Source organism: Ralstonia sp. PBBBR1 (assembly GCF_002256165.1).
Taxonomy (GTDB): Bacteria; Pseudomonadota; Gammaproteobacteria; order Burkholderiales; family Burkholderiaceae; genus Ralstonia; species Ralstonia thomasii.
Map to the genome: position 1 here is coordinate 302770 of NZ_NKIL01000004.1, position 21324 is coordinate 324093.

The window sequence follows — 21324 nt, forward strand, 5'->3', positions numbered from 1 at the left end:
CGCTTCCTGTAGTGATCCTTAAAATTCATTCAGCCAGGCTGGCGCCGGATCGAATAGCATCAACGGGAACGCGATCGCGCAACCAAACGCGAACGATCTTCCGCGCTATAAGACTGGAGCACCCCGCATGAAGTCGATCGGTAGCCGCATCACCCTTTGGTATGCCATTACCGTCACGGCAACGCTCGCTTGCCTCTTCATCGCGGGCCATTTCTTGCTCGACCGCTATCTCGTCCGGCAACTCGATGAACTCAACGAGGCGCAGTTCAAGCACCTCAAGGCCACCCTCGGCCGGGACTACGCCAAGCTGACGCCGCCGGAGATCGACGATCGCATCCGCCAGGCCACGGAGTCAGCGTCGTCGCTGTTCTATATCGACATGCATGCGTCGATGGCGAACCGGTTCTTCAAGTCGCGCAACCTGCATGGGCAGTCGATTCCCGACATTGCGGGGGAGCGTGCGTATTCGATCAACATGAGCACGATTGGCGAGGTGCGGGTCAGTGAGTTCCAGCTCGCGCCGTTCGATGTCATCGTGGCCACGCCGCTGGCCCCGGTGAAGGATCTGATGGCCGGATACCGGCTGGTCTTCTTTGGCTTGCTTGGCACCGCGCTGGTGATCAGCGTTGCGGTGGGCTACGGCCTGAGCCGGCTGATCCTCCACCCCGTGCGCGTGATCCAGGCCACCGCCAACCGCATCCGCTCCGACGACCTCAGCCAACGCATCCCGGTTGGTGATGTGAAAGACGAGATCGCACAGCTGTCGGCGTTCCTGAACCAGATGTTCGACCGGCTGGAGATGTCGTTTGCCGAGATTCGGCGCTTCGCGGCGGAGGCATCGCATGAACTCAAGACGCCGATGTCGCTGGTGGCGCTGCATGCCGAGCGACTGCTCGTCAGTGAGGGCCTGACGCAGCAGCAGATGGATTCGGTGGCCGTCATCCTGGAGGAGCTCGGCCGCGTGAACCGGATCATCGATGAGCTGCTGTTCCTCTCGCGCGCGGATGCCGGCGCCGTGCTCCTCGAACTGCGCCCGCAGTCTCCGGTCGCGCTCCTGAGCACCTTCGGCCAGGATGCCTCGGCCCTGGCCGAGCATGGCGGCAAGGTCTTCGATTGGTCACACCGCGGCGAAGGTGAGGTCAACATCGATGGCCCCCGCATCCGGCAAGTCCTGCTGAACCTGCTGACCAACGCCTTGCGGGTGAGCCCCCAGGGCGGTGTGGTGTACCTCGATTCGACATTGGCGGCCGGCATTTGGCGCATCAGCCTGGTGGACGAAGGCCCCGGCCTGACACCCGAGGAATGCGAACGCATTTTTGAACGGTTCGTACGCCTTCCCTCGCCCGGACAGGATCAGCGCGGCAGCGGCTTGGGCCTGGCCATCTGCCGCAGCATTGTGGCAATGCACAAGGGAAAGATCTGGGCCACCAGCCGCGACGTCGGGCGCGGGCTGCGTGTGGTGATCGAGATTCCCGCCGCGCCCGCGGCGTGATACCGGCGGCGGGACCAGGATCGACACTTCGGCCTGCCGTTGCGACGCAAAGGTTTGCCGCGAGCAGTGATCGATCCCGCTGGAGTGATACCGCGCCATCCGCGTCCTTGCACGCGGCCGCTCCGTGACGGGTCCCAGCGCGGCACTCGCTCCAAAACCACCGGGCCCGCTGCTAGCGCCTGGTCATCTCCACGGTTGCTCGGGCACACCCCTCACAGAGCACCGGCATGTAGGGAAAACCCACCCCGAAATCCGGCGTGACCTGAACGCGCTTTCAGAAACAGTTCACGTTCGAGACAGGCTGGCTGTCTAGTGTATGGGCACGGTTGGAACGACCCAACTACCACGTGATCCCTCGCAACCTAGGACGCATAACGATGAAAACCCGAGACAAACTCCTGCTGTGTTCCGCCGTCGCCGGCATGATGGCCGCAGCTCCTGCCGCACAGGCGGCCGACAAGATCACCCTGATGGTGGGCGGCTACGAGAAGATCATCTACCTGCCCGCCAAGCTGGCCGAAGGCCTGGGCTACTTCAAGGAAGAAGGCCTGAACGTCGAGCTGCTCAACGAAGGCGCCGGCGTGGATGCAGAGAATGAGATGCTGGCCGGTGCTGTGCAGGGCGTGGTGGGTTTCTACGACCACTGCGTCGACCTGCAGTCCAAGGGCAAGTACATCGAGTCGGTCGTGCAGCTTGCCCATGCACCGGGCGAGGTCGAGCTGGTGTCGAGCAAGCTGCCGCAGGTCAAGAGCATGGCCGACCTCAAAGGCAAGACGATGGGCGTGACCGGCCTGGGTTCATCGACCAATTTCCTGACGCAGTACCTGATGGTCAAGGCCGGTGTGCCGATCGGACAGTTCACCTCGCTGCCGGTGGGCGCAGGCACGACGTTCATCATGGCCATGCAGCAGGACAAGATTCAGGCCGGCATGACAACCGAGCCCACGATCACGCGTCTGCTCAAGACCGGCGAAGCACGCGTCCTGGTCGACCTGCGTACGGCAGAGAAGACCAAGGAAGCACTCGGCGGCACCTATCCGGCCGCCTCGCTCTATATGCCGACGGACTGGGTCGAGAAGAACAAGCCCACCGTGCAGAAACTCACCAACGCCTTCGTGAAAACGCTGCGCTACATCAACACGCACAGCGCGGCAGAGATTGCCGAAAAGATGCCCAAGGATTTCTACGTGGGTGACAAGGACGGTTACGTCAAGGCGCTGGAAAGCGGCAAGGCCATGTTCACGGCAGACGGCGTGATGCCCAAGGGCGGGCCGGAAACCGTGCTGTCGGTGCTGAGCGCGTTCTCGCCGAACGTGAAGGGCAAGAAGATCGACCTTGCAAAGACGTACACGACCGAGTTCGTAACCAAGGTGAAGTGATCATGGGCGCAGCAATGGCACCAACGGCAGCAACCTCCAATCCGGCCATCGAGCTGATCAACGTCAGTCGCCGTTTCCTGACACCGGACGGCAAATCGATGACGGCGATCCGGGATTTCACGATGACCGTCGAGCGCGGCGAGTTCGTTGCCGTTGTCGGCCCGACCGGCTGCGGCAAGTCCACCACACTCAACCTCATCACTGGCCTGGCAAAACCCTCCGCGGGCGAGGTGCGGCTGTTCGGCAACGCGATCGACGGCATCGACAGCCGCATCGGCTTCGCCTTCCAGACTGACGCGCTGTTTCCGTGGCGCAGCGTGATCGACAACGTCGTCGCAGGCCCGCTGTTTCGCGGCGTTGCGCGCGATGAGGCCTACGCCAGCGCGCGCCAATGGCTGGCGCGCGTCAATCTGTCCGGGCACGAAAGCAAGTTCCCGCACCAGCTCTCGGGCGGCATGCGCAAGCGTGTTTCGCTGGCGCAGACCTTCATCAACGGTCCGCAGATCCTGCTGATGGATGAGCCCTTCTCGGCGCTCGACGTGCAAACCCGTGTGCTGATGCACGACGAGCTGCTGCGCCTGTGGTCGCAATCCAAGGCGTCGGTGGTGTTCGTCACGCACGATCTGGAAGAGGCCATCACGCTGGCCGACAAGGTCTACGTGCTGACCTCCGGCCCGGCAACCGTCAAATCGGTTTACACGATCGATATCCCGCGCCCCCGCGTGGCGAGCGAGATCCGGTACGACCAGCAGTTCATCGATATCTCGCGCACGATCTGGAGCGATCTGCGCGAAGAAGTGCAGCGCGGGGCCTCGCAAGAGGAAGCGCGCGTGGCAAAGGAGGCCGCGTGAACAATCAAGCCACCCTCAAACCCCCGGTCGGCGTCTCCGTTCCATCGGCGGCAGAGATTGAAGCCGCCGCCGCGCGCAGTGCAAAGCGTCGCCGGCAGACCGTCTACTTCTGGCGCTACTTCATTCTCATCGTCTTTCTGGGCGGGTGGGAAGTGCTGGTCCGGATGAAGCTGATCGATGAGTTCTTCTTCTCCAAGCCGTCGGAGATCGTCGCGCGCCTCTACACCTGGTTGACCGAAGGCACGTCCGACGGCCCGCTGTGGTACCACCTGTGGGTGACCATGGAGGAGTCCATGCTGGGCTTCATCACGGGGGCGGTCGCCGGCATCATCGCGGGCATCGCGCTGGGACGAAATCGGATGCTGTCCGATGTCTTCTCGGTCTACATCAAGGTGATCAACTCAGTGCCACGCGTGGTGCTGGCGCCAATCTTCATCATGATCTTCGGCTTGGGCCTGACCTCCAAGGTGGCACTGTCGTTCGTGATGGTGTTCTTCGTGGTGTTCGCCAACGCATTCCAGGGCGTGCGTGAGGCCGACCGCAACCTGCTGGCCAATGCGCAGATCCTGGGTGCGCGCGGCTGGCAACTGACGCGCTCGGTGGTCATCCCGTCGGCTATGAGCTGGATCTTCGCCTCGCTGCACGTCAGCTTCGGCTTTGCCATCGTGGGTGCCATCGTCGGCGAGTTCGTGGGCGCGCGATACGGCATCGGCCTGCTGATCAACATCGCCAAGGGCTCGTTCGATGCAGCCGGGATGTATGCGGCGATCGTCATCATCATGGTGGTGGCGCTCGCGGCCGAATACCTGATGACGCTGGTCGAAATGCGCCTGGCCAAATGGCGTCCGGCACCGCTGCAGGACACGCACTGAGTCGGCACGGGTTCGCTGGAAACCGGCGAACCCTTTCCCTCTCGTTCCCGGTCGGTGCCCCACCCGAACACTTCATCATGATGACCCACAAGACAAGCGCCCAGGCATTGGCCAAGCGGGTACCAAAATGCGCCATCGCCGCCGTGGCACTCGTTGCCGCATCGGTTGTGCAAGCCCAGGTTCCGGCAGCGTTTCCCGTCAAGAGTTACGCCCAGGAACTCGTTGACCGCACCGTCGCACAGCATCCCGACCTCCGGGCCGTCGTGATGCACGTGACCCCGCCCAACGCGGCGGACAACGTCATCATTGCCTCTAACATCGGCCGCATCGGCAAGGCTGCCGATGCCGATGATCTCGACGTGATCGCCACCGGCAAGAACCGCATAGCCATGGACCAGGGCAACAAGCGCATCGAGATCGAACTGCCGCTGCACGACGTGGGCGGGCAGACCATCGGCAGCCTGGGCCTGGTCTGGCGGTATCCGGTCGGCGGCAACCACGCGGAGTTCGAGCGCATCGCCGGCGTTATCCGCGATGCGCTGTCTCGACGCATCCTCAGCCTGACGAACCTGATGGACCCCTACCCGTTCGCGCCGCTGGTGACCACCAAATCCAGGGCGCAGACGCTGGTGGAGGAAGCCCTCCAGCGCCACCCCGAAGTGACGGTGCTGGCCCTGCGTGCAAAGGTGCAGCCCAAAGGCGAGCTTGTCCTGCTGGGCTCTACCTTCGGGCGCCATGGCAAGAAAGCCGATGCAGATGACATGAAGGTGCTCGACACCACCGCTCCCATCACCGGCGTGTATTCCAACGGCAAGCGCTTCGGCGTCGACCTCCCGATCCGCAACCGCAGCGGCATCGCCGTCGGGACACTCAACGTCGGTTACGCCTTTGGCAGCGGTCAGGACACGAAAACCCTCACAACCCATGCCCTTGCGCTGCGCGACGAACTGCAGACGCGCATTGCGGCAACACCGGCGCTAGAGGAGATCGACCCGTGATGCTCAAGCTCAGGAAGGCGTTCGCCCCGCTGCTGGCGGCCACGCTGCTGACCGGTGCGGCCTGCGCGACCGCTGCTGTGCCCGCACAACCGGGCACCGGCACCACGGCGCTGTCCAGCATCGGCAGCCGGGAGATGGGCCCGCTGATGGACGCGTGGCTGCAGGCATTGCTCCAGCGGCAGCCCGGCTTCAACCGGGGCCCGCGCTGGCAGCATGTGGGCGATGCCGCGGCAATCGGCGCGCTGATGTTTGAACTCGCGGACGTCGCCCCGATGACGCGCCCGCCGCTACCGGCCGAGCTCGCGCCCTACGCGCACCAGTTCGCCGGCGACATGATGAAGACGCCGATGCTCGTGCAGGTGGCCCAACGCAACGGCAAACCCGTCTACCTGGCGTTCAACAAGCGGCCCGACGCGCCGCTGCCACCGGCGGTGAAGGATTTCGCTACGTTTGCGTTGAGCCCCGAGGGGCAGCAGATCGCCGCACGCCAGCGCGGCTTTGCACCGTTGCCCGCCAACCAGATCGCGCAAGAACTGCCCAGGCTCGATGGCTATCGCGCCACGCTCGACCCCGCGCTGCCCCGCTACGTTGCGGGTGCGCCGGTCAAGGGCGAGATCCGCAGCGTCGGCAGCGACGGCATGAAATCGTTGATGGAGCGCTGGATGCACGACTTTCACGCGCTGCAGCCCGGCGTTCGCAAAGGTGACCGCTGGGAGCACCTCGGCACACTGAACGGCTTCCATGCGCTGATGGCCGGCGAAACCGATCTGGCCCCCATGGGGCGCGAACTCTGGCCCGACGAGGCGGCATCGTTCGCCCAACTGAATGCCGGGCGCGAACCCTTCGAGATCCGCGTCGCGCGGGGTGGGTTCGACACCCAGCAGCGCACCACGGCGCAGGCGGTGTTCGTCAATGCGGTCAACCCGATCGAGCGGCTCACGCTGCAGCAGCTGGCCGCGATTTTCGGCCAATCGCCCACCATCACGCGCTGGGGCCAGCTCGGCCTGACGGGCGAATGGGCCGATCGCCCGATCACGCTCGACGTACCGCCCCTCGTCACGCCAAACGCCATGTCGATGCAGATCATGGCGCTCAAGGGTGGCGCGTGGAGCAACACCGTGCACGAGGCGTCCGTGGTCGACACCGCAAAAGCCATCGCGGCCGACACGGGAGCAATGGGCTTCGGCGGTTTCGAAGACGGCGGGCCGGGGGTGAAGCCCGTTCCGATAGCCCGGGACGCCGACAGCCCCGCCATCAACGGAACGCACGAGACTGCATCGAATGGCCGCTACCCGCTGACGCGCTACATGTACGTCCGCCTGCGACGCAACCCGGGCGAGCCGGTGCCTGCGGCGATCAAGGAGTTCCTGCGCTACGTGCTCAGTCGCCAAGGTCAGGAGCCCATCCTGTACTCCGGCTACTACCCCCTGACCGCGCAAGAGGTGAAGGAAGAGCTTGCCAAGCTCGAATAGGCTGGAAGGCGAACACGAACCGGCATAGAACGACAACACGAGAGGAGATAACCGCCATGCACCGATCCATCACGCTAGCCGCCACGGCGCTGGCTGCCGCCGCATCGCTGGCGATGCTGGCGCCGGCCCACGCGCAGGCACAGTCGAGCGCGACGGCCATGCTGATGTGGGTCACGCCAACGACCCCGACGAACACGCCGCAGACCGAAGCACAGGCCAAGGCCGGCGTGGAGCACGGCCGAGACCTGCCGGCGCCGGAAGTCCTGCAGCCCACGCTGGATACGCAGCTCCCGCCCTATCAGCCGCGGCGCGACATCAAGATCAGCGGCACCTTCAAGGGCGCGGCGTCCGACGTGCTGGTGGTCCTCGCTCAGAAGTGGATGGAGAAGTTCAAGGCCTACTACCCGGAAGTCAACCTGTCGATCTCGCCACCGTATGCGGGCAGCCTGGGGGCCATCGAGCTGATCAAGGGCGACCTGGATTTCGTCTTCGTCTCGCGCGAGTTGAAGCCCGATGACATCAGCAAGTTCAAGGCCAAGTTCGGCTACGACCCGTTGAGCGTGCCGATCTCGGGCGGTTCGTACCGGCACTTCGGCGCACTCGACACCGTCGCCTTCTTCGTCAACAAGGACAATCCGATCGAGCAGATCACCTTCCAGCAGCTCGACCAGATGTACTCGTCCACGCATGCCCGTGGGGGTGCCGCCATTACCAAGTGGGGCGACCTGGGCCTGACCGGCGAGTGGGCCGACAAGCCGATCAACCTGTACGGCATCCGCCCCTGGAACGGCTTTGAGGAGTTCGTGCGCCAGCGGGTGCTGAGCGCGGACGGCAAGCGCGGCGAATGGCGCGATGGCATCAAGTTCGAGAAGCTCGTGTTCCCGATGGCCAAGGACGTCGCTACCGACCGGTACGCCATTGGGTATTCGGGCATGGCCTACATGGATGCGCCCGTCAAGCTCGTGCCACTGGTCGAGAAGGCTGGCGACACACCGCAGGCCCCGACTTATGAGAACGTTGCCCTGGCTACGTATCCGTTGAGCCGCCTGACCTACTTCAACACCAACAAGACCCCGGGCAAGCCGCTGCCCCCGGCACTGGAGGAGTTCCTGAAGTTCGTACTCAGCCGCGAGGGGCAGCAGGTGGTACTCGACCATGCACGCTATGTGCCGCTACGAGCATCACAGGTGAGCACGGCGCGGGCATTGGTGGAGGGCCGCGCCAACTGACCACGCCACGGACCTGCTGACACAGGCCGATGCCCGCGACGGCATCGGTCGGGCAGTACCAACACGCACCAGGCCGACATGACAGGCCGGGCAACAATAAAGGTGGAGACAATATGAAACTGGCCAAGACAACCCTGGCCCTGGCGATCCTGTTGGCGATCCCGCAAATGCGGGCGCTGGCTGCAGATGCACAAACGCCGAGTGCGCGGGACAGCCAGGTCGATCGCAAGGGCGGGGTGCAATCCTATGCGCAGTATCTCGTCGACAGTTACGCACGACGGCATGCGGAACTGGTCGGCATCGAGTTGCACGCCGCACTGCCAGGCGGGCAGAGCACGATCGTGGCTTCGAGAACGCCCGCACTTGTGGGCACCCCCTCCAGCCCGGAAGACGTGGCCGTGTTCCGCACTGGACGGGCAATGGTCGAGATCAACCGCAAGGGCGACCAAAACGTCGAGGTGACCCTGCCGCTGTTCGACATCGCCCGGCGGCCCATTGGCATTGCGGAGCTGACCTTCCCTTATGTGCCCGGTACCGATGAAGACGCCCTGCTGCATCAGGCCGCGCAATACCGCAATGACCTTAGCCGCCGCATTCTCGATCCGGAGAGCCTGACGGCGCCGATGCAGCTCGACGAACGCATCCCCACCGAGTCCTATGCGCAGTTCCTGATCGACGACGCGCTTGAGCAGTATCCCGGCGTGGAGGTTCTGGCGCTGCACGCGCGTACGGCGAAGGTTGCGGGCTATCCCATCATCGCGTCCAACATTGGCCGATACGGCAAAGCAGCAGAGCCCGGTGACCTGGCCGTCATTGAAAGCGGAACACCCCACGGGGCCGTCGATGCACGTGGCGCCCGCTATGAATGGAAGGTGCCGGTCAAGGACGCGGTGGGCACCACGATCGGTGTCCTGGCTGTGGTGTTTCCGTATTCCTCCCGCACGGATCCGGAGGCGTTACGCACGCAGGCCGAGCGCATCGCCGACCGTTTGCGCAGCCGCATTTCGATCGCGTCCGGGCTCGATGCGCCGTACGCGGCCGCGGGCGTGGCGCCGCGCAGCGACGCCATCAAGGAATACAACAAGCCCGAGCTGGCCAACGAGCAGAGCCTGCCGATGACCAAGGAGGTGTCTTCCGGCCACGCACTGAGCCAGACGCAGGAAGGCTATACGGAGGCGATCAAGAACGTGGCCGGCGTGGTGTCCACCAACTCGGCGGGCAGCGCCAATGATGCCTTCGCCATTCGCGGCATCAAGCTCAACCTGTTCTCTAATTACCGCCTGGACGGCGGCCTGCCGATCACAGGCGTCATCACCAACCCGATCGAGAACAAGGAGCGCGTTGAAACGCTCAAGGGCGCCAACGCGCTGATGTTCGGGATCGCCAGCCCGGCCGGCATCATCAACTTCGTCACCAAGCGCGCGGGCGAGCAAGATGTCACCACGTTCGGCCTGGCGGGCAACACGTTCGGGCAGTACGGCGGCAGCGTCGACATTGGTCGGCGCTACGGCCCACAGAAGCAGCTTGGCGTGCGGCTGAACGCCTCAGCCACGCACTACGAGAACGGCGTCCACGATCTGGGCGGCAACGGCGAATTCGTCAGCCTCGGCCTGGATCTGAAGGCCACCTCGCGGCTCACCTTCCAGAGCGACTTCGAGTACTACCGCCGCGAGGTACCTGAGCAGGCCGGCATCTCGCTCAAGCCAGCCGTCAATGGCGTCATACCGATCACGCGCGTGCCGGACCCGCGCAACCTGCTCTCTGGCCGGTGGGACTTGTACACCCCTGAAACCTTCAACTGGCAGGGCCGCGCCGACTACCAGATCAGCGACGACTGGAAGGTCTTCACCCAACTCGGCTATTCGGGCTCGCACCGCCACCGCACCACCGTGCGCATCTCCGGCTACGATCTGAACACCGGCGCCAACGGCCTGGTGAACGTGCAGCCGGTCACCAACGAATATCGCAATACCTTCATCCGCACCGAAGTGCTGGGCCATTTTGCGACCGGGCCCATCACGCACGATCTCACCCTGGGCGTCTCGCGCACGTCGCGCTATTCGCTGGCCGCCGACGTGCAGAACATGACGCTGCCACAGCGCCAGAACATCTTCGACCCGATCGTCCTGAACCCACCGGTCTACACCAAGCCCGGGGTGACCAGCCCGTCGCAGACGAGCACCGACGCAGCGGTGTACGCCTATGACACGATCGCACTCACCAAGCGCCTGAAGCTGCTGGTGGGGGCGCGCCAGGTGCTCGACACGGAGGAATCCGGCTCCGTCACGTCGCAGAACCATGTGTTCTCGCCTGCGTATGGCGTGCTGTTCGACGTGCTGCCCACCACCACGCTGTTCGCCAGCTACATGCAGGGGCTCGAAGCTGGCGGCACAGCGCCCGCGAATGCTGCAAACGCGAACGTGATCCTGGCACCGGCCATCTCGAAGCAGAAGGAATTCGGCATCCGCGATTCGTTCTTTAAGGGGCTGTCGGTTAGTGCGTCGTATTTCGAGATCACGCGCGGTAATGCGGTGACCGACCCGGTCACCAACATTTTTGGCTACAGCGGCGACCTGTCTTACAAGGGTGTCGAGGCCACGGCAACCTATGAGATCAACCGCGCCTGGCGCATCCACGCTGCGGTGCTGCGTCTGAAAGCTCGACAGGAGGCCCCGAACCAGCCCCTGATCAACGGCATGACACCGGAGAACACACCGGACTGGACCGGCAACCTTGGCGTGTCGTACAGCCCTGCTGCGGTGCCTGGGCTGACGTTGCGCGGCGGCGTTGCATTGATCTCCAAGCGGCCCGTCAACGCGCAGGACCAGGGCTATATCCCGGGCTACAGCCTCTACAACATCGGTGCCAGCTACACCACCCGCATTCAGGGGCGCCGCACCACATTCCAGCTCGCGATCGACAACCTCGCCAACAAGCGTTACTGGAACTCCGTGACGACCGGCACCTACGGCATCGGCATGGACCGCACCATCAAGTTCAACGTCAAGTTCGACATGTAATCGGGGCCCCGTGGCAGACGTGCGCACGTTTCACGTTTGCCAGAGCCAATCCTGAACGAACTTTCAGGTCACATTCATCCTGCATTCGGGTGCGGCACCTAAGGTAGAGACGATCACGCCCAACCGAGCGTCGACACCCAAACTAGGAGACATCCATGACAAGGACAGCCACCCTGGCCGTCAGTATCGCAGCCGCAATCTGCGCGCTGAGTTCCGTACCCGCCCATGCACTGAAGTACGCAGCGCCGGAGCATTCGCTGAAGGCCGACCCGTCGATTCCGAAATGGAATCCGGGCCCGGTCGAAAGCAAACCCGAAGAGGAGCTGAATATCGTCGGCGCCGACATCATGGACGAGATGGTGATGGAGTGGACCAAGATCTATCGCAAGCAGTATCCGCGCCTGTCGCTCACGATGGACCTGCGTGCTTCCGGAGCCGGCGCACCAGGCCTGGTCTCGGGCAAGGGAGACCTTGCGCCCGTCGGCCGCGAAATGTTTCCGGCCGAGCGCAAGGCCTTCGTCGACAAGTTCGGCTATGAGCCGCTCGAGATCAAAGTCGCCACGGGCAGCGTCGGCTCGCTGGGCAAGACCGCGGCCAGCATCATCCTCGTCGACAAGGACAACCCGATCGATTGCCTGAGCCTGCCGCAACTCGATGCCATCTACTCGAAGACGCGCAAGCTCGGCTACAAGGAAGTCAACACCTGGGGCGATCTCGGCGCTACGGGGGATTGGGCTTCACGCCCGATTCATCTCTACGGCCTGAAGCCAGTCAACGGCATCGAGCAGTACTTCAAAGAAGTGGCGATGCACGGCGGCGAATACAAGGACAACATCCAGTTCGTCAAAGGCAAGGGCTTCACGCACGCGTTCACCGTCGCGGCTGAGGATATGGCCACGCACCCGGGGGGCCTGACCTACGCGCTGATGGCAAACGTCACGCCCAACGTGAAGGTCCTGAAGCTCTCTTCCACGCAAGGCGGCACCTGCTATGCGCCGACGGTGGAGAGCGTCTATGCGCACAAGTATCCGTTCAGCCGCTACGTCTACATCTACGTCAACAAGGTCCCCGGCAAGCCGCTTGAACCGAAGGTCAAGGAGTTCCTCAAGCTCGTGCTGAGCGAGGAAGGCCAGCAGGCGGTGGCCAACGAACGCGTCTTCATTCCGCTTCAGCCGGAAGTGGTGAAGGAGGAGTTGAAGAAGCTCGACTAAGAAGACACGACCGTATTCGCCCCGGCGCAGCCGTTGACCACAACGGAAGCGCCGCGAGCGGACGGACGGGGATGGAAGACAACTCCATGCATGCAATCTCCGTCCGCAAGAGGAACCGCCAAGTGGGATGCATCATCGCTGTGGTGCGACTTTCGCGGTATCCGCAACCGCGGCTGCAAGCAATGCCCGCGAGCGTGCCGAAGAACTGCGGCAGCTGTCTGCGCCGGACTGATTTCATGCAATCGGCGCCGCCGGCGCGCCCCCAGGGCAGGGTCAAAGGAGCTGGTATCCGACTCCGCGCACGGTCTTGAAAAGCGGCTTGCCCGGTACTTCGAGCTTGGCACGCAGCCGGCTCATGTAGACATCCAGCAGATTGGTATCAACGTCGTAGTGCGCCGACCAGATCTTTTCTGAGATCAGCGTGCGAGGCAGGATCCGCCCCTGGTTCTGCATGAAGACTTCGAGCAGCGCGTACTCCCGGCTGGTCAGGTCGACCGCCTTGCCGTTGAGGGTAACGGTATGGCTGAGCAGATCAAGGCAGATGCCGGCATGTTCGAGCACCACCTGCTTGACGGCGGCATGGCGGCGGACCAGCGATCGCACGCGCGCAAGCAGTTCTTCCAGACTGAATGGCTTGGCGAGGTAATCGTCGGCACCGATATCCAGCCCTTTCACGCGGTCCTGTACGCCATCACGTGCGCTCAGGATCAGCACCGGCTCTTGGAACCCGCCCTTGCGCCAAGTACGGAGCAGATCAAGACCATCGCCGTCCGGCAACCCCAGATCGAGGATCACGACATCGTAAGCAGACTCAACGATGGCATCGGTCGCGGCTGCGCAGGTCCGGGCCAGCGTGACGGTGTATGAGCACTCCGTCAGCCCCTGCTGAAGGAACCGGCCTAACCGATCTTGATCTTCAACAATCAGTGCCTTCATACACATCCTCGGCTAGTTCCATCTGGCATTTCGCGCACCACAAGCGGACGCAGCGCCTCAACTCCAGATGATGCTTGCTTATCAGCTGATTGCAATCAGGACTGGTACGTAGAGAACGATTTCCCACAACGATTCCGACGATACCAAACACGCGCAGGGCACGAAAACTGCCCATCCATGCGTGACATAAGTCTGCAGGAAGAAACTTGCGCACCAGAATTCGACATACCGTCACTCGCATGCGTCCCAGATGTGGCCCTGCTCAATGAAACGGAATCTCGAAAATCCACTTGATCGTCCAGCGGTCCGTAGCACGCGTCAGGCCGCGGCCGATGCCGAGATTGAAAACGAACGGTTTGCGATCCACGTCGAATGCAAGGAAGACGGTGTGCTGCTGCTCGCGCAACGGCGCAAGATGGTTAATGCGACCCAAGCCCGCGTAGTACTCCAGCCCGGTGCGCACACCGGGCGCCACCGTACGGGCAACCTTGAAGGCAGGCACCGCTTCGGGAACACCGCTGCGATCGGGCCCGCTCAGGTTCCAATCGAGCACGGGGTTGAGGCCCACAACCATTGTTCGTTCTGATAGCCATAGATGGGGCGTAACTCCCCCGCCTGCTGAGACTGTTCGAACCGGGATACGACGTGGGCAAGCTCAACGTTGATACCAGCGAAGCGGCCAACGCCGTCCTCCGTCCGCACTGGCATCCACTTCATGCGCACCTTGGGGCTGGTGACGTAGAAGGTGTTGTCCCGCGTGAGTGTGGTCGGACCGTACAGCCCAAGCTCGATTGACGGTGTCAAGCCATAGGAGAACTCGGCGGTTGTGCGCCAGCCCTGCGGCGTCGTGACCTCGCCCTGATACGACCGTTCCCCGATACCGCTGGGGGTGGTGTTGAGATGCAACTCCAAGCCCAGTTCGCCCGGCGCATTGATGTCGCCGGTGTACACCTGGATTTCATCAGGAAGTGCGGCATGGGCCGACCATGCGGACAAACCCAGCACGGCAGCGAGCCCGGCGGCGCGCACAGCGCGCGATAACGGCATCGCTTACTTCCTCGCAGTGTTCGCGGAGCACAGCACGCATCAGCGCAGGGTCTTGAGCGCTTCGTCAACGAATGCGTTGGTATAGGTCCGGTCGATCTTCACCGATCCGTAGCTCGGGTTGGCTGCCGCCAGGGTGCGCCATTCCTTCTCGGCACCGTCTTCCGGCATGCGTCCATCGTTGGCGAACATCGGAATCTCTTGCTTGAGCACCGTCAGATAGGCGGCACGATCCTTCCCGCTGATCTCCTTCGGGATGACCGCCAGGATCTCTTCAGGCGTATGGGTGTTGATGTAGCGCAGCGTACGAACAAATGCCCGCGCCAGATGTCGAGCGATTTCCGGATGCGCCTGCACGCGCGCGCTCGACATGTACACCGTGCTCGACGGGAACAGCGCGCCCAGATTCCGGCGCGTGCCGTCAACCGTGGTCAGGTCGGCAAACACGGTGGCAACGCCTTTCGACTCATAGGCATCTCCGTCGGGGGTAGGGGCGACAACGAACTCTGCCCGCCCGTCGCGCAGCGCTTCGATGTTCTTCTCCTTCCCGTCCGTCCCGAGACGCGTGTAATCGCCGATGCCGTGTCCGCCTGCCAGCACCAGTGCGTTGGCCAGCGTGCTCTTCGACGAGCCAGCCCCGCCGGCAATAAAGCGCGCGCCCTTGAGGTCGGCTACGCTGCGGTACTTCTCTTTTGCTTGGTTGGCCACCAGCACCTTGGCGCCAGGCGTGACACCCAGCGTGACCACCGCCTCGGTAGCGATGCCGCGCGACTGGTTGACCACGTTGTGGTGGTAGTACGCCATCACGGCGTCAACGCGGCCATCGTTAAGCATCTCGGCGGTCGATACGTCGTCACGGATGTTCATGACGGTCACGGTGGTCCGTCCATCGTTCAGATAGCCGAGGCGTTCGGCCAGAACCACGGGGAAATTGCGGATCGCCTTGATCTCGTCAACCAGCAGGACAATGCGCTCCGGCACAGCAACGGCATCAGAAAAAGCCGGCTCGGCAGCCAGCGCGCGGCCCGCAAGCAGGCCAAGGAACGTCAGGGCAACGATTCTGGTTTTCATTGGAGAATCCTCAACAGCGCGTTATTCATGGTTCACGGCGAGACGATCGGCGACCACCACCTGCAACTCCGTACGCACGTCTTTCTTGCCGTCGCTGATCGCCTTCCATTCCGGGTTGGCCTTCAGCCGCGCGCGCACTTTCGCGACGACCGCCTCACGCGCGCTCAACGCGGCTTCGTCCTTGTATTGCAGCACCACCATCGCGTTCCACGGGCGTCCGGCCGGGAACCGGCTCGTATAGAGCGAATACCCCTGCAGCACGCCCTCTTCCATCCATCCCTTGAACTGCGGAATGACATAGCCGTCTGCGTACTTCTCATAGTCGGGCTCCGACACCAGCGTCTTGTAGGGGATGACCACGTACACCGCATGCGCAGACTTGCCATCCAACGATGCCAGCCGCTTCATATCGACCGGTGTTGTGTGGATCGAGGTCGTGACCGTCGCCGCCTCCTTCGGAAGGCCCGCTGGTCGTGTCCGCTCGATGTCTCGCCAGCGATACAGGTCGTCCGGTGTAGCGAATGTCAGCACGGCCAAGGCATCCCAGTTGTCCGAATCGGCGTAGCGATTGAAGAGCAGGTTGTACTGCTTGATCCGTCCGTCCCGCTTCCAGCGCGCAAGCTCGAGCGCGGTCGACTGCTCCATCGCCCGACGAAGCGCCGGCCGGTTCGCGGGAGTGGTCTGGTAGGTGATGATCAGTGACTGCGCCTCGCTGGCGGCAGGCTCCGCCGCACCGGAAACGCCGGCATGAAGTGCCCCCATCAGCGCGGCGACAGCTCCGACGGTGCGCGCGATTGCTCGAATCGAGTTGAGTGCCATGAGTATTCCGTCAGGACGACATCGTAAGAAAACAAGAAACTGCGGCCCGCGTGGTGCGGGCATCCCCGAGGCGGTCAGATGTCCAGCACAAGAAGCTCGCCCTTGGCGCGCGAGCAGCACGGCGTGAAGTGCCCGCTCCTCTGCCGCTGCGCGTCCGTGAGCACGCAATCGAGATGTTCCACCTCTCCGGCAATCACCCGCGTGACACACGTGCCGCAGACGCCCGCCTCGCAAGAGGTCGGAATCTTCACGCCGTGCTCGGCCAGTAACGCGGTGACCGTCATGTGCTGGGGCACCCGGTAGACCTTGCCGGTGCTGGCGAGCTGCACATCAAAGGCATGCGTGGTGGAGGGCCTGCCCAGAATGGGCCCGAAGCGTTCGCAGTGCAGTTGCCGCTCCGGCCAGCCACGTTGCCGTGCAGCGGTCAGTACCGCATGAACGAAACCCGACGGTCCGCACACATACACGTGCGTACCGGCCGGCTGCCTGTCGAGCACCTGTTCGACATTGATCCGGGGCAGCGGACCAGCATCGCTGAAGTAACACGTCACCCGGCGTGCAAACGGTGCCTGCGCAAGCCGCTGCAGAAAGGCCGCCCGGGGCCGCGAGCGCGCGCAGTAGTGCATTTCGAATTCCGCCGCGCGGCGCGACAGCCGCTCCGCCATGCACACGATGGGCGTGATACCGATGCCACCCGCAAGCAGCAGCGAATGCGGCGCGGACTCGTCCAGCGCAAAGCGGTTGCTGGGCCTGCCGATCTCCAGCAAGTCCCCTTCGCGAACGTGCTCGTGCATCGCAATCGATCCGCCGCGCGAAGGATCGGTCCGCAGTACTGCAATCACATAACGGTGCTGCTCCTGCGGGTCATTGCACAGCGAGTACTGGCGCACCATACCGTTGCTCAAGTGCACATCGATATGCGCACCTGCAGAGAACTGCGGCAGCTTTTTCCCGGCCGGGTGCACCAGCTCGAATGCGCAGACGGCATCCGCTTCCTTCATCTTCTTCGCAACACGTACCACCAGGCGTGAGCGGTTCGACGTACTGCGCCGCATCCGACGCAGGGTGTTGCAGATACCGGTGTAAGCCAGCACGGGCACGCAAAGCGCACCGAACATGAGGAGCAATTTACCGAACACGCCGCCGACCAGGCCGGTGTGCCACGACAGCAGCCAAAAGTAGAGCTTGTGCCCCAGACTGCTTTGCGCGTAAGGAACGTACTTCAGCACCTTCCCCGTATACGCATCCAGGTACAGCATCGTGCGTGCGTTTGCGTGCGGCGCATCGCGGTCGATCAGGTACATCTCGACCGGCGCACGCGGCTTTTCCGGAATGTGCATCAGCGCATCGCGCGGCTGGGGCGAAAGCGACAGCGCTGTCTGCCAGAACCGCTCAAGCGGCAGGTGCGTTGCGCCGGTCGCGGGCACCTCCGACTTTGGCGGCTTGGCGGGTGTAGGTGAACCAACGAGCGTGTACAGACCATGCGCATACCAGTCGAACGCCTGCGGCAGGCCGCTCAGCACCATCGACAGCAGGATCAGACTGCCATAGATGCCCGCCGTCCGATGCAGGCGATATGTCGACACCGCGCGCGTCGTTCCGGACCTGAGCGAGAACGCATCCCGCCAGCCACTGCGCGGCCACCACAACATCGCGCCACCACAGACCAGCAGCACGCCAAACACCATCGCGCTTGTCCCGGTGATGAGGCTGCCGTTCTTCATGAAGCGGAAGCGGTGAATCTTTTCAATGGTGCCGAGCAGACCGCCATAGCGAGCCCGCTCGCCCAGCACAGCGCCGGTACATGGATTGAGGTAGACGAAATGCTGATCAGTGAACCGGACCATCGCAGACGGCATGCGCGGTGCGTCGGGCTCGCCAGCAACCAGCCGGACGTAGTCGAGCGTTGCGATGGGCCGCAGCACGGCTGCATTGGCTGTGAGCGTGTCGACCGGCACGCGGCCCGTGCAGGTCGGCACCGTCAGCAGTTCGCGATTGAACACCGGCTCCAGTTCTGGACGGAATGCGATCGATGCCCCTGTCACGGCCATCAGCAGGATCACGAGCCCAACCGTCAAGCCGGAATAGCGATGCATCTGAAGGAGGCGGGACCGGAAAGCGGGTGTCATGCGCGGCTCGGTTGATGACTGTTCATGCCGCCATTCTTGGTTCACGAACCTGAACGGAAACTGAATCCTGGGAGAAAGTCAGGGTAAGTCCTAAGGGGACTTCAAAACACACGCGATCCGGCCCTAAAGTGGCCACAGGATGTCTAAGATTGGGGTGAGGACCTGTCTGGTTCGCCCACAATGCAGCGAGGGGTCATCAGCGCGTCAAGCCTGCTTGACCTTGGAGCTTCGCATCGTCTCAGTGCCGACCAAGTTATCGGAATCAAACACGACAGGTAGCCTCTTTCGAGCCAGAATCGGATGAGGAGGATGGCTCTCGACTCAGTTCAAACCTCACGATATCCGCCTGCATCGATCATGTTGGTGAGAACGTAGTGACGCTTCAACTGGTCGCGCGCACCCTGTACCTGTTTCGACGGGACATCGATCGCTTGCCGCAGCGGCATCTTCGGACGGAAACCAGACGAAGCACGAGTCAAGATGCTGGCCGCAAAATTCGGTGGACGGCTCTTGGAGCGCGTTCATACATGCTCCCTGCTTCCTAGAGCAAAACCATTCCTTGCAAATCGGCATGGTCATCAATCGCTGCATCCGATCTGCGGCACCCGCCAGAGCGACCTGGACACGATCGTCGCACGGCTAGGATTGACGCACGACTTTGACAGCATCGTCGGCGCCCCCACCGGAAAGCGAGATGCCTTCTTGTCCATCCTCGTGGGAGATCAAATGCTTCCGCATCAAGCGTTAACCATCGGCGATTCGATGACTGAACTACGGGCAGCACAAGCACTTCGCATCCCGTTCATTGGAATCGCTAGTCCAGATGCGCCGGACACGTTTCCTGCCGAAACGGTCGTCCTACCCAACCTTGCGGCGGCCGACGCTATGTGGAACTGCGGCCGGTAAGTAGCAGAAAATCAGCACGTGTGCCTCGGTGGTGAGCCGTCGACATCGATCCCAGACACATGGTGCCAACAGCGCAAGATCCCCCAATGGTGTACGCCAATCTCACGCGCTGGCGATAAAAATAGCCGGTCCAAAAGACCGGCCATCCTGAAGACACTACTTCCAGCACTTCAAAAATTCCACATGAATTCTATATTTTACGAATGAAAACCCTTTTATAACTATGAGGACTATTTTTTAATCCGATAACGGCGCCGGGATTTACGTCAGCCCAAATCCACAGGCACAAAAATCTTCGTGTCGTCACGCTGCACCAGCAGGGCGACATGCTTGCCGGCGCGGTCCACCAGCGTGCGCAGCTCCTGCACCGACGACACTGGCGTGCCGTTGAGCGACAGGATCACGTCGCCCGGTTGGATGCCGACCTTGGCCGACGGGCCGGTCACGTCCATCACCACCAGGCCGCCGGGCAGGCCGTTCTGGCGCTTCTCTTCCGGTTGCAGCGGCCGCACCGCCAGGCCCAGGCGGCCTTGGTCCGGCGCCGCCTTTTCACTGGACGCCACTTTGGCATCCTTGGCGGCGCCCACGGTCACAGTCAGTGTGGTCGGCTTGCCCTGGCGGATGATCTGCAGCGGCACGGTTGAGCCCGGCTTGATGTCGGCCACCTGCTCGGGCAGATCGCCCGACCGGTCGATACGTGCATCGCCAATCTGCAGGATCACGTCGCCAGGTTGCAGGCCGGCCTTGGCTGCGGGGCCGCCGTCTTCCACCGAGTTCACCAATGCGCCTTCCGGCTTGGGCAGCTTGAAGGAATCGGCAAGCGACTGGTCGACCTCCTGCACCGCAATGCCCAGGCGGCCACGCGTGACCTTGCCGGTGGACACAAGCTGCTGCTCCACCTTCATCGCCACATCGATCGGCACGGCAAACGACAGGCCCTGGTAGCCGCCGGTCTGGCTGTAGATCTGCGAGTTGATGCCGATCACCTCGCCGCGCTGGTTGAACAGCGGGCCGCCCGAGTTGCCGGGGTTCACGGCCACATCGGTCTGGATGAAGGGCACATAGGTGTCGTCCGGCAGCGAGCGCGACTTGGCGCTCACGATGCCCGCCGTGACGGTGTTCTCGAAACCGTACGGCGAACCGATCGCCAGCACGGGCTCGCCCACCTTGGTGTTGGCGGGGCTGCCGATCTGCACCACCGGCAGGTTCTTGGCCGAGATGCGCAGCACTGCCACGTCGGATTGCTTATCGACGCCCAGCACCTTGGCCTTGAACTCGCGGCGGTCGGTCAGCTTGACGTTGACCTCCTGCGCGCCATCGACCACGTGGGCGTTGGTGAGGATCAGCCCATCTGCCGAAACGATGAAACCCGAGCCCAGACCGCGCACGATCTGGTCGCCACGCTGCTGCGGCATCTGCGGCATGAACCGCTTGAAGAATTCGGAGAACGGATCATCCGGGCTCATGCCGGGCGGCAGGCCCTGCATGCTGGTGCGCTGGGCATGCGCGGTGGTGCTGATGTTAACCACGGCTGGGCCGTAACGGTCGACGATGCCGGAGAAGTCCATGGGCGCTGCCACGGCCACCGGCGCCACGCCGGAAGCGGGCGCGGTCGTTGCCGTTGCGGTGGCAACGGGTGCCGCCACCGCACGTGAAATCATGTCTTTCTGAAGATAGGCATAGCCGCCTGCAACGGCGACCACAGCGGCCAGGCCAGCCGCACTGCGTGCCAGGGTTTGACGCGTCATTGTCGTGTCCTCTCTTGCTGAGCACGAGGGTCACGGCCTGCGGAGTCGCCTGCCGTGCCCATCGGTTGAAGGCATCGTAGGCGGGAAGACTTAAACGAGACTTAAAGGTGGACGACGCACCCGGACATCACACGAAACCAAATGTTT

Annotated in this window: 15 protein-coding genes and 1 pseudogene; 10 read left to right on the plus strand and 6 right to left on the minus strand. The window is 63.0% G+C overall.

Going from position 1 to position 21324, the window contains the following annotated elements; genetic code table 11:
• Positions 1 to 127 precede the first annotated feature (127 nt).
• From CFE42_RS07580 to CFE42_RS07620, 9 genes are all read left to right on the plus strand, one after another.
• Entirely contained in the window at positions 128 to 1492 is a 1365-nt protein-coding gene (locus CFE42_RS07580; RefSeq protein ID WP_004632694.1) for an ATP-binding protein, read from the plus strand.
• A 377-nt stretch (positions 1493 to 1869) separates the two neighbouring features.
• Positions 1870 to 2871 (plus strand): ABC transporter substrate-binding protein, encoded by a 1002-nt coding sequence (locus CFE42_RS07585; RefSeq protein WP_004632691.1) that lies wholly within the window; start codon positions 1870 to 1872, stop codon positions 2869 to 2871.
• Positions 2872 to 2873: 2 nt separating this feature from the next.
• Positions 2874 to 3722, plus strand: coding sequence for an ABC transporter ATP-binding protein (locus CFE42_RS07590; RefSeq protein WP_004632689.1), 849 nt, complete (start codon positions 2874 to 2876; stop codon positions 3720 to 3722).
• Positions 3719 to 4594 (plus strand): ABC transporter permease, encoded by an 876-nt coding sequence (locus CFE42_RS07595; RefSeq protein ID WP_004632687.1) that lies wholly within the window; start codon positions 3719 to 3721, stop codon positions 4592 to 4594. Before CFE42_RS07590 ends, CFE42_RS07595 begins: the two co-directional genes overlap by 4 nt.
• Positions 4561 to 5592, plus strand: coding sequence for a hypothetical protein (locus CFE42_RS07600; protein WP_296157063.1), 1032 nt, complete (start codon positions 4561 to 4563; stop codon positions 5590 to 5592). The genes CFE42_RS07595 and CFE42_RS07600 overlap by 34 nt, the downstream gene beginning before the upstream one ends.
• On the plus strand, positions 5592 to 7064 hold the full coding sequence (locus tag CFE42_RS07605) for a substrate-binding domain-containing protein (protein ID WP_004632683.1): 1473 nt from the start codon (positions 5592 to 5594) through the stop codon (positions 7062 to 7064). The genes CFE42_RS07600 and CFE42_RS07605 overlap by 1 nt, the downstream gene beginning before the upstream one ends.
• A 56-nt stretch (positions 7065 to 7120) precedes the next feature.
• Positions 7121 to 8293, plus strand: a complete 1173-nt coding sequence (locus CFE42_RS07610) for a substrate-binding domain-containing protein (protein ID WP_004632681.1) — start codon at positions 7121 to 7123, stop codon at positions 8291 to 8293.
• Positions 8294 to 8406: 113 nt separating this feature from the next.
• On the plus strand, positions 8407 to 11313 hold the full coding sequence (locus tag CFE42_RS07615) for a TonB-dependent siderophore receptor (RefSeq protein ID WP_004632679.1): 2907 nt from the start codon (positions 8407 to 8409) through the stop codon (positions 11311 to 11313).
• Between the two features lie 155 nt (positions 11314 to 11468).
• Complete coding sequence (locus tag CFE42_RS07620) at positions 11469 to 12524, plus strand: substrate-binding domain-containing protein (RefSeq protein WP_004632678.1); 1056 nt, start codon at positions 11469 to 11471, stop codon at positions 12522 to 12524.
• A 273-nt stretch (positions 12525 to 12797) separates the two neighbouring features.
• Here the strand turns inward: CFE42_RS07620 and CFE42_RS07625 are convergent, their stop codons facing one another.
• From CFE42_RS07625 to CFE42_RS23905, 5 genes and pseudogenes are all read right to left on the minus strand, one after another.
• Positions 12798 to 13460: a response regulator transcription factor gene (locus tag CFE42_RS07625; RefSeq protein WP_004632676.1), complete on the minus strand. Its 663-nt coding sequence runs from the start codon at positions 13458 to 13460 to the stop codon at positions 12798 to 12800.
• Between the two features lie 262 nt (positions 13461 to 13722).
• Positions 13723 to 14507: pseudogene (locus CFE42_RS07630) on the minus strand (hypothetical protein).
• A 39-nt stretch (positions 14508 to 14546) separates the two neighbouring features.
• Positions 14547 to 15575 carry an ABC transporter substrate-binding protein gene (locus CFE42_RS07635; protein ID WP_004632671.1) on the minus strand — a complete coding sequence of 343 codons (1029 nt, stop codon included), beginning with the start codon at positions 15573 to 15575 and terminating at the stop codon, positions 14547 to 14549.
• A 21-nt stretch (positions 15576 to 15596) separates the two neighbouring features.
• On the minus strand, positions 15597 to 16394 hold the full coding sequence (locus tag CFE42_RS07640) for a hypothetical protein (protein WP_004632669.1): 798 nt from the start codon (positions 16392 to 16394) through the stop codon (positions 15597 to 15599).
• 74 nt (positions 16395 to 16468) lie between these two features.
• Positions 16469 to 18523 carry a PepSY domain-containing protein gene (locus CFE42_RS23905; RefSeq protein WP_004632667.1) on the minus strand — a complete coding sequence of 685 codons (2055 nt, stop codon included), beginning with the start codon at positions 18521 to 18523 and terminating at the stop codon, positions 16469 to 16471.
• Positions 18524 to 19003: 480 nt separating this feature from the next.
• On the opposite strand from CFE42_RS23905, the gene CFE42_RS07655 reads away from it, so the two are divergent.
• Positions 19004 to 19429: an HAD family hydrolase gene (locus tag CFE42_RS07655; protein ID WP_052035689.1), complete on the plus strand. Its 426-nt coding sequence runs from the start codon at positions 19004 to 19006 to the stop codon at positions 19427 to 19429.
• 266 nt (positions 19430 to 19695) lie between these two features.
• On the opposite strand, the gene CFE42_RS07660 is transcribed toward CFE42_RS07655, so the two are convergent.
• Positions 19696 to 21177, minus strand: a complete 1482-nt coding sequence (locus CFE42_RS07660) for a DegQ family serine endoprotease (protein WP_004632664.1) — start codon at positions 21175 to 21177, stop codon at positions 19696 to 19698.
• Positions 21178 to 21324: the final 147 nt, after the last annotated feature.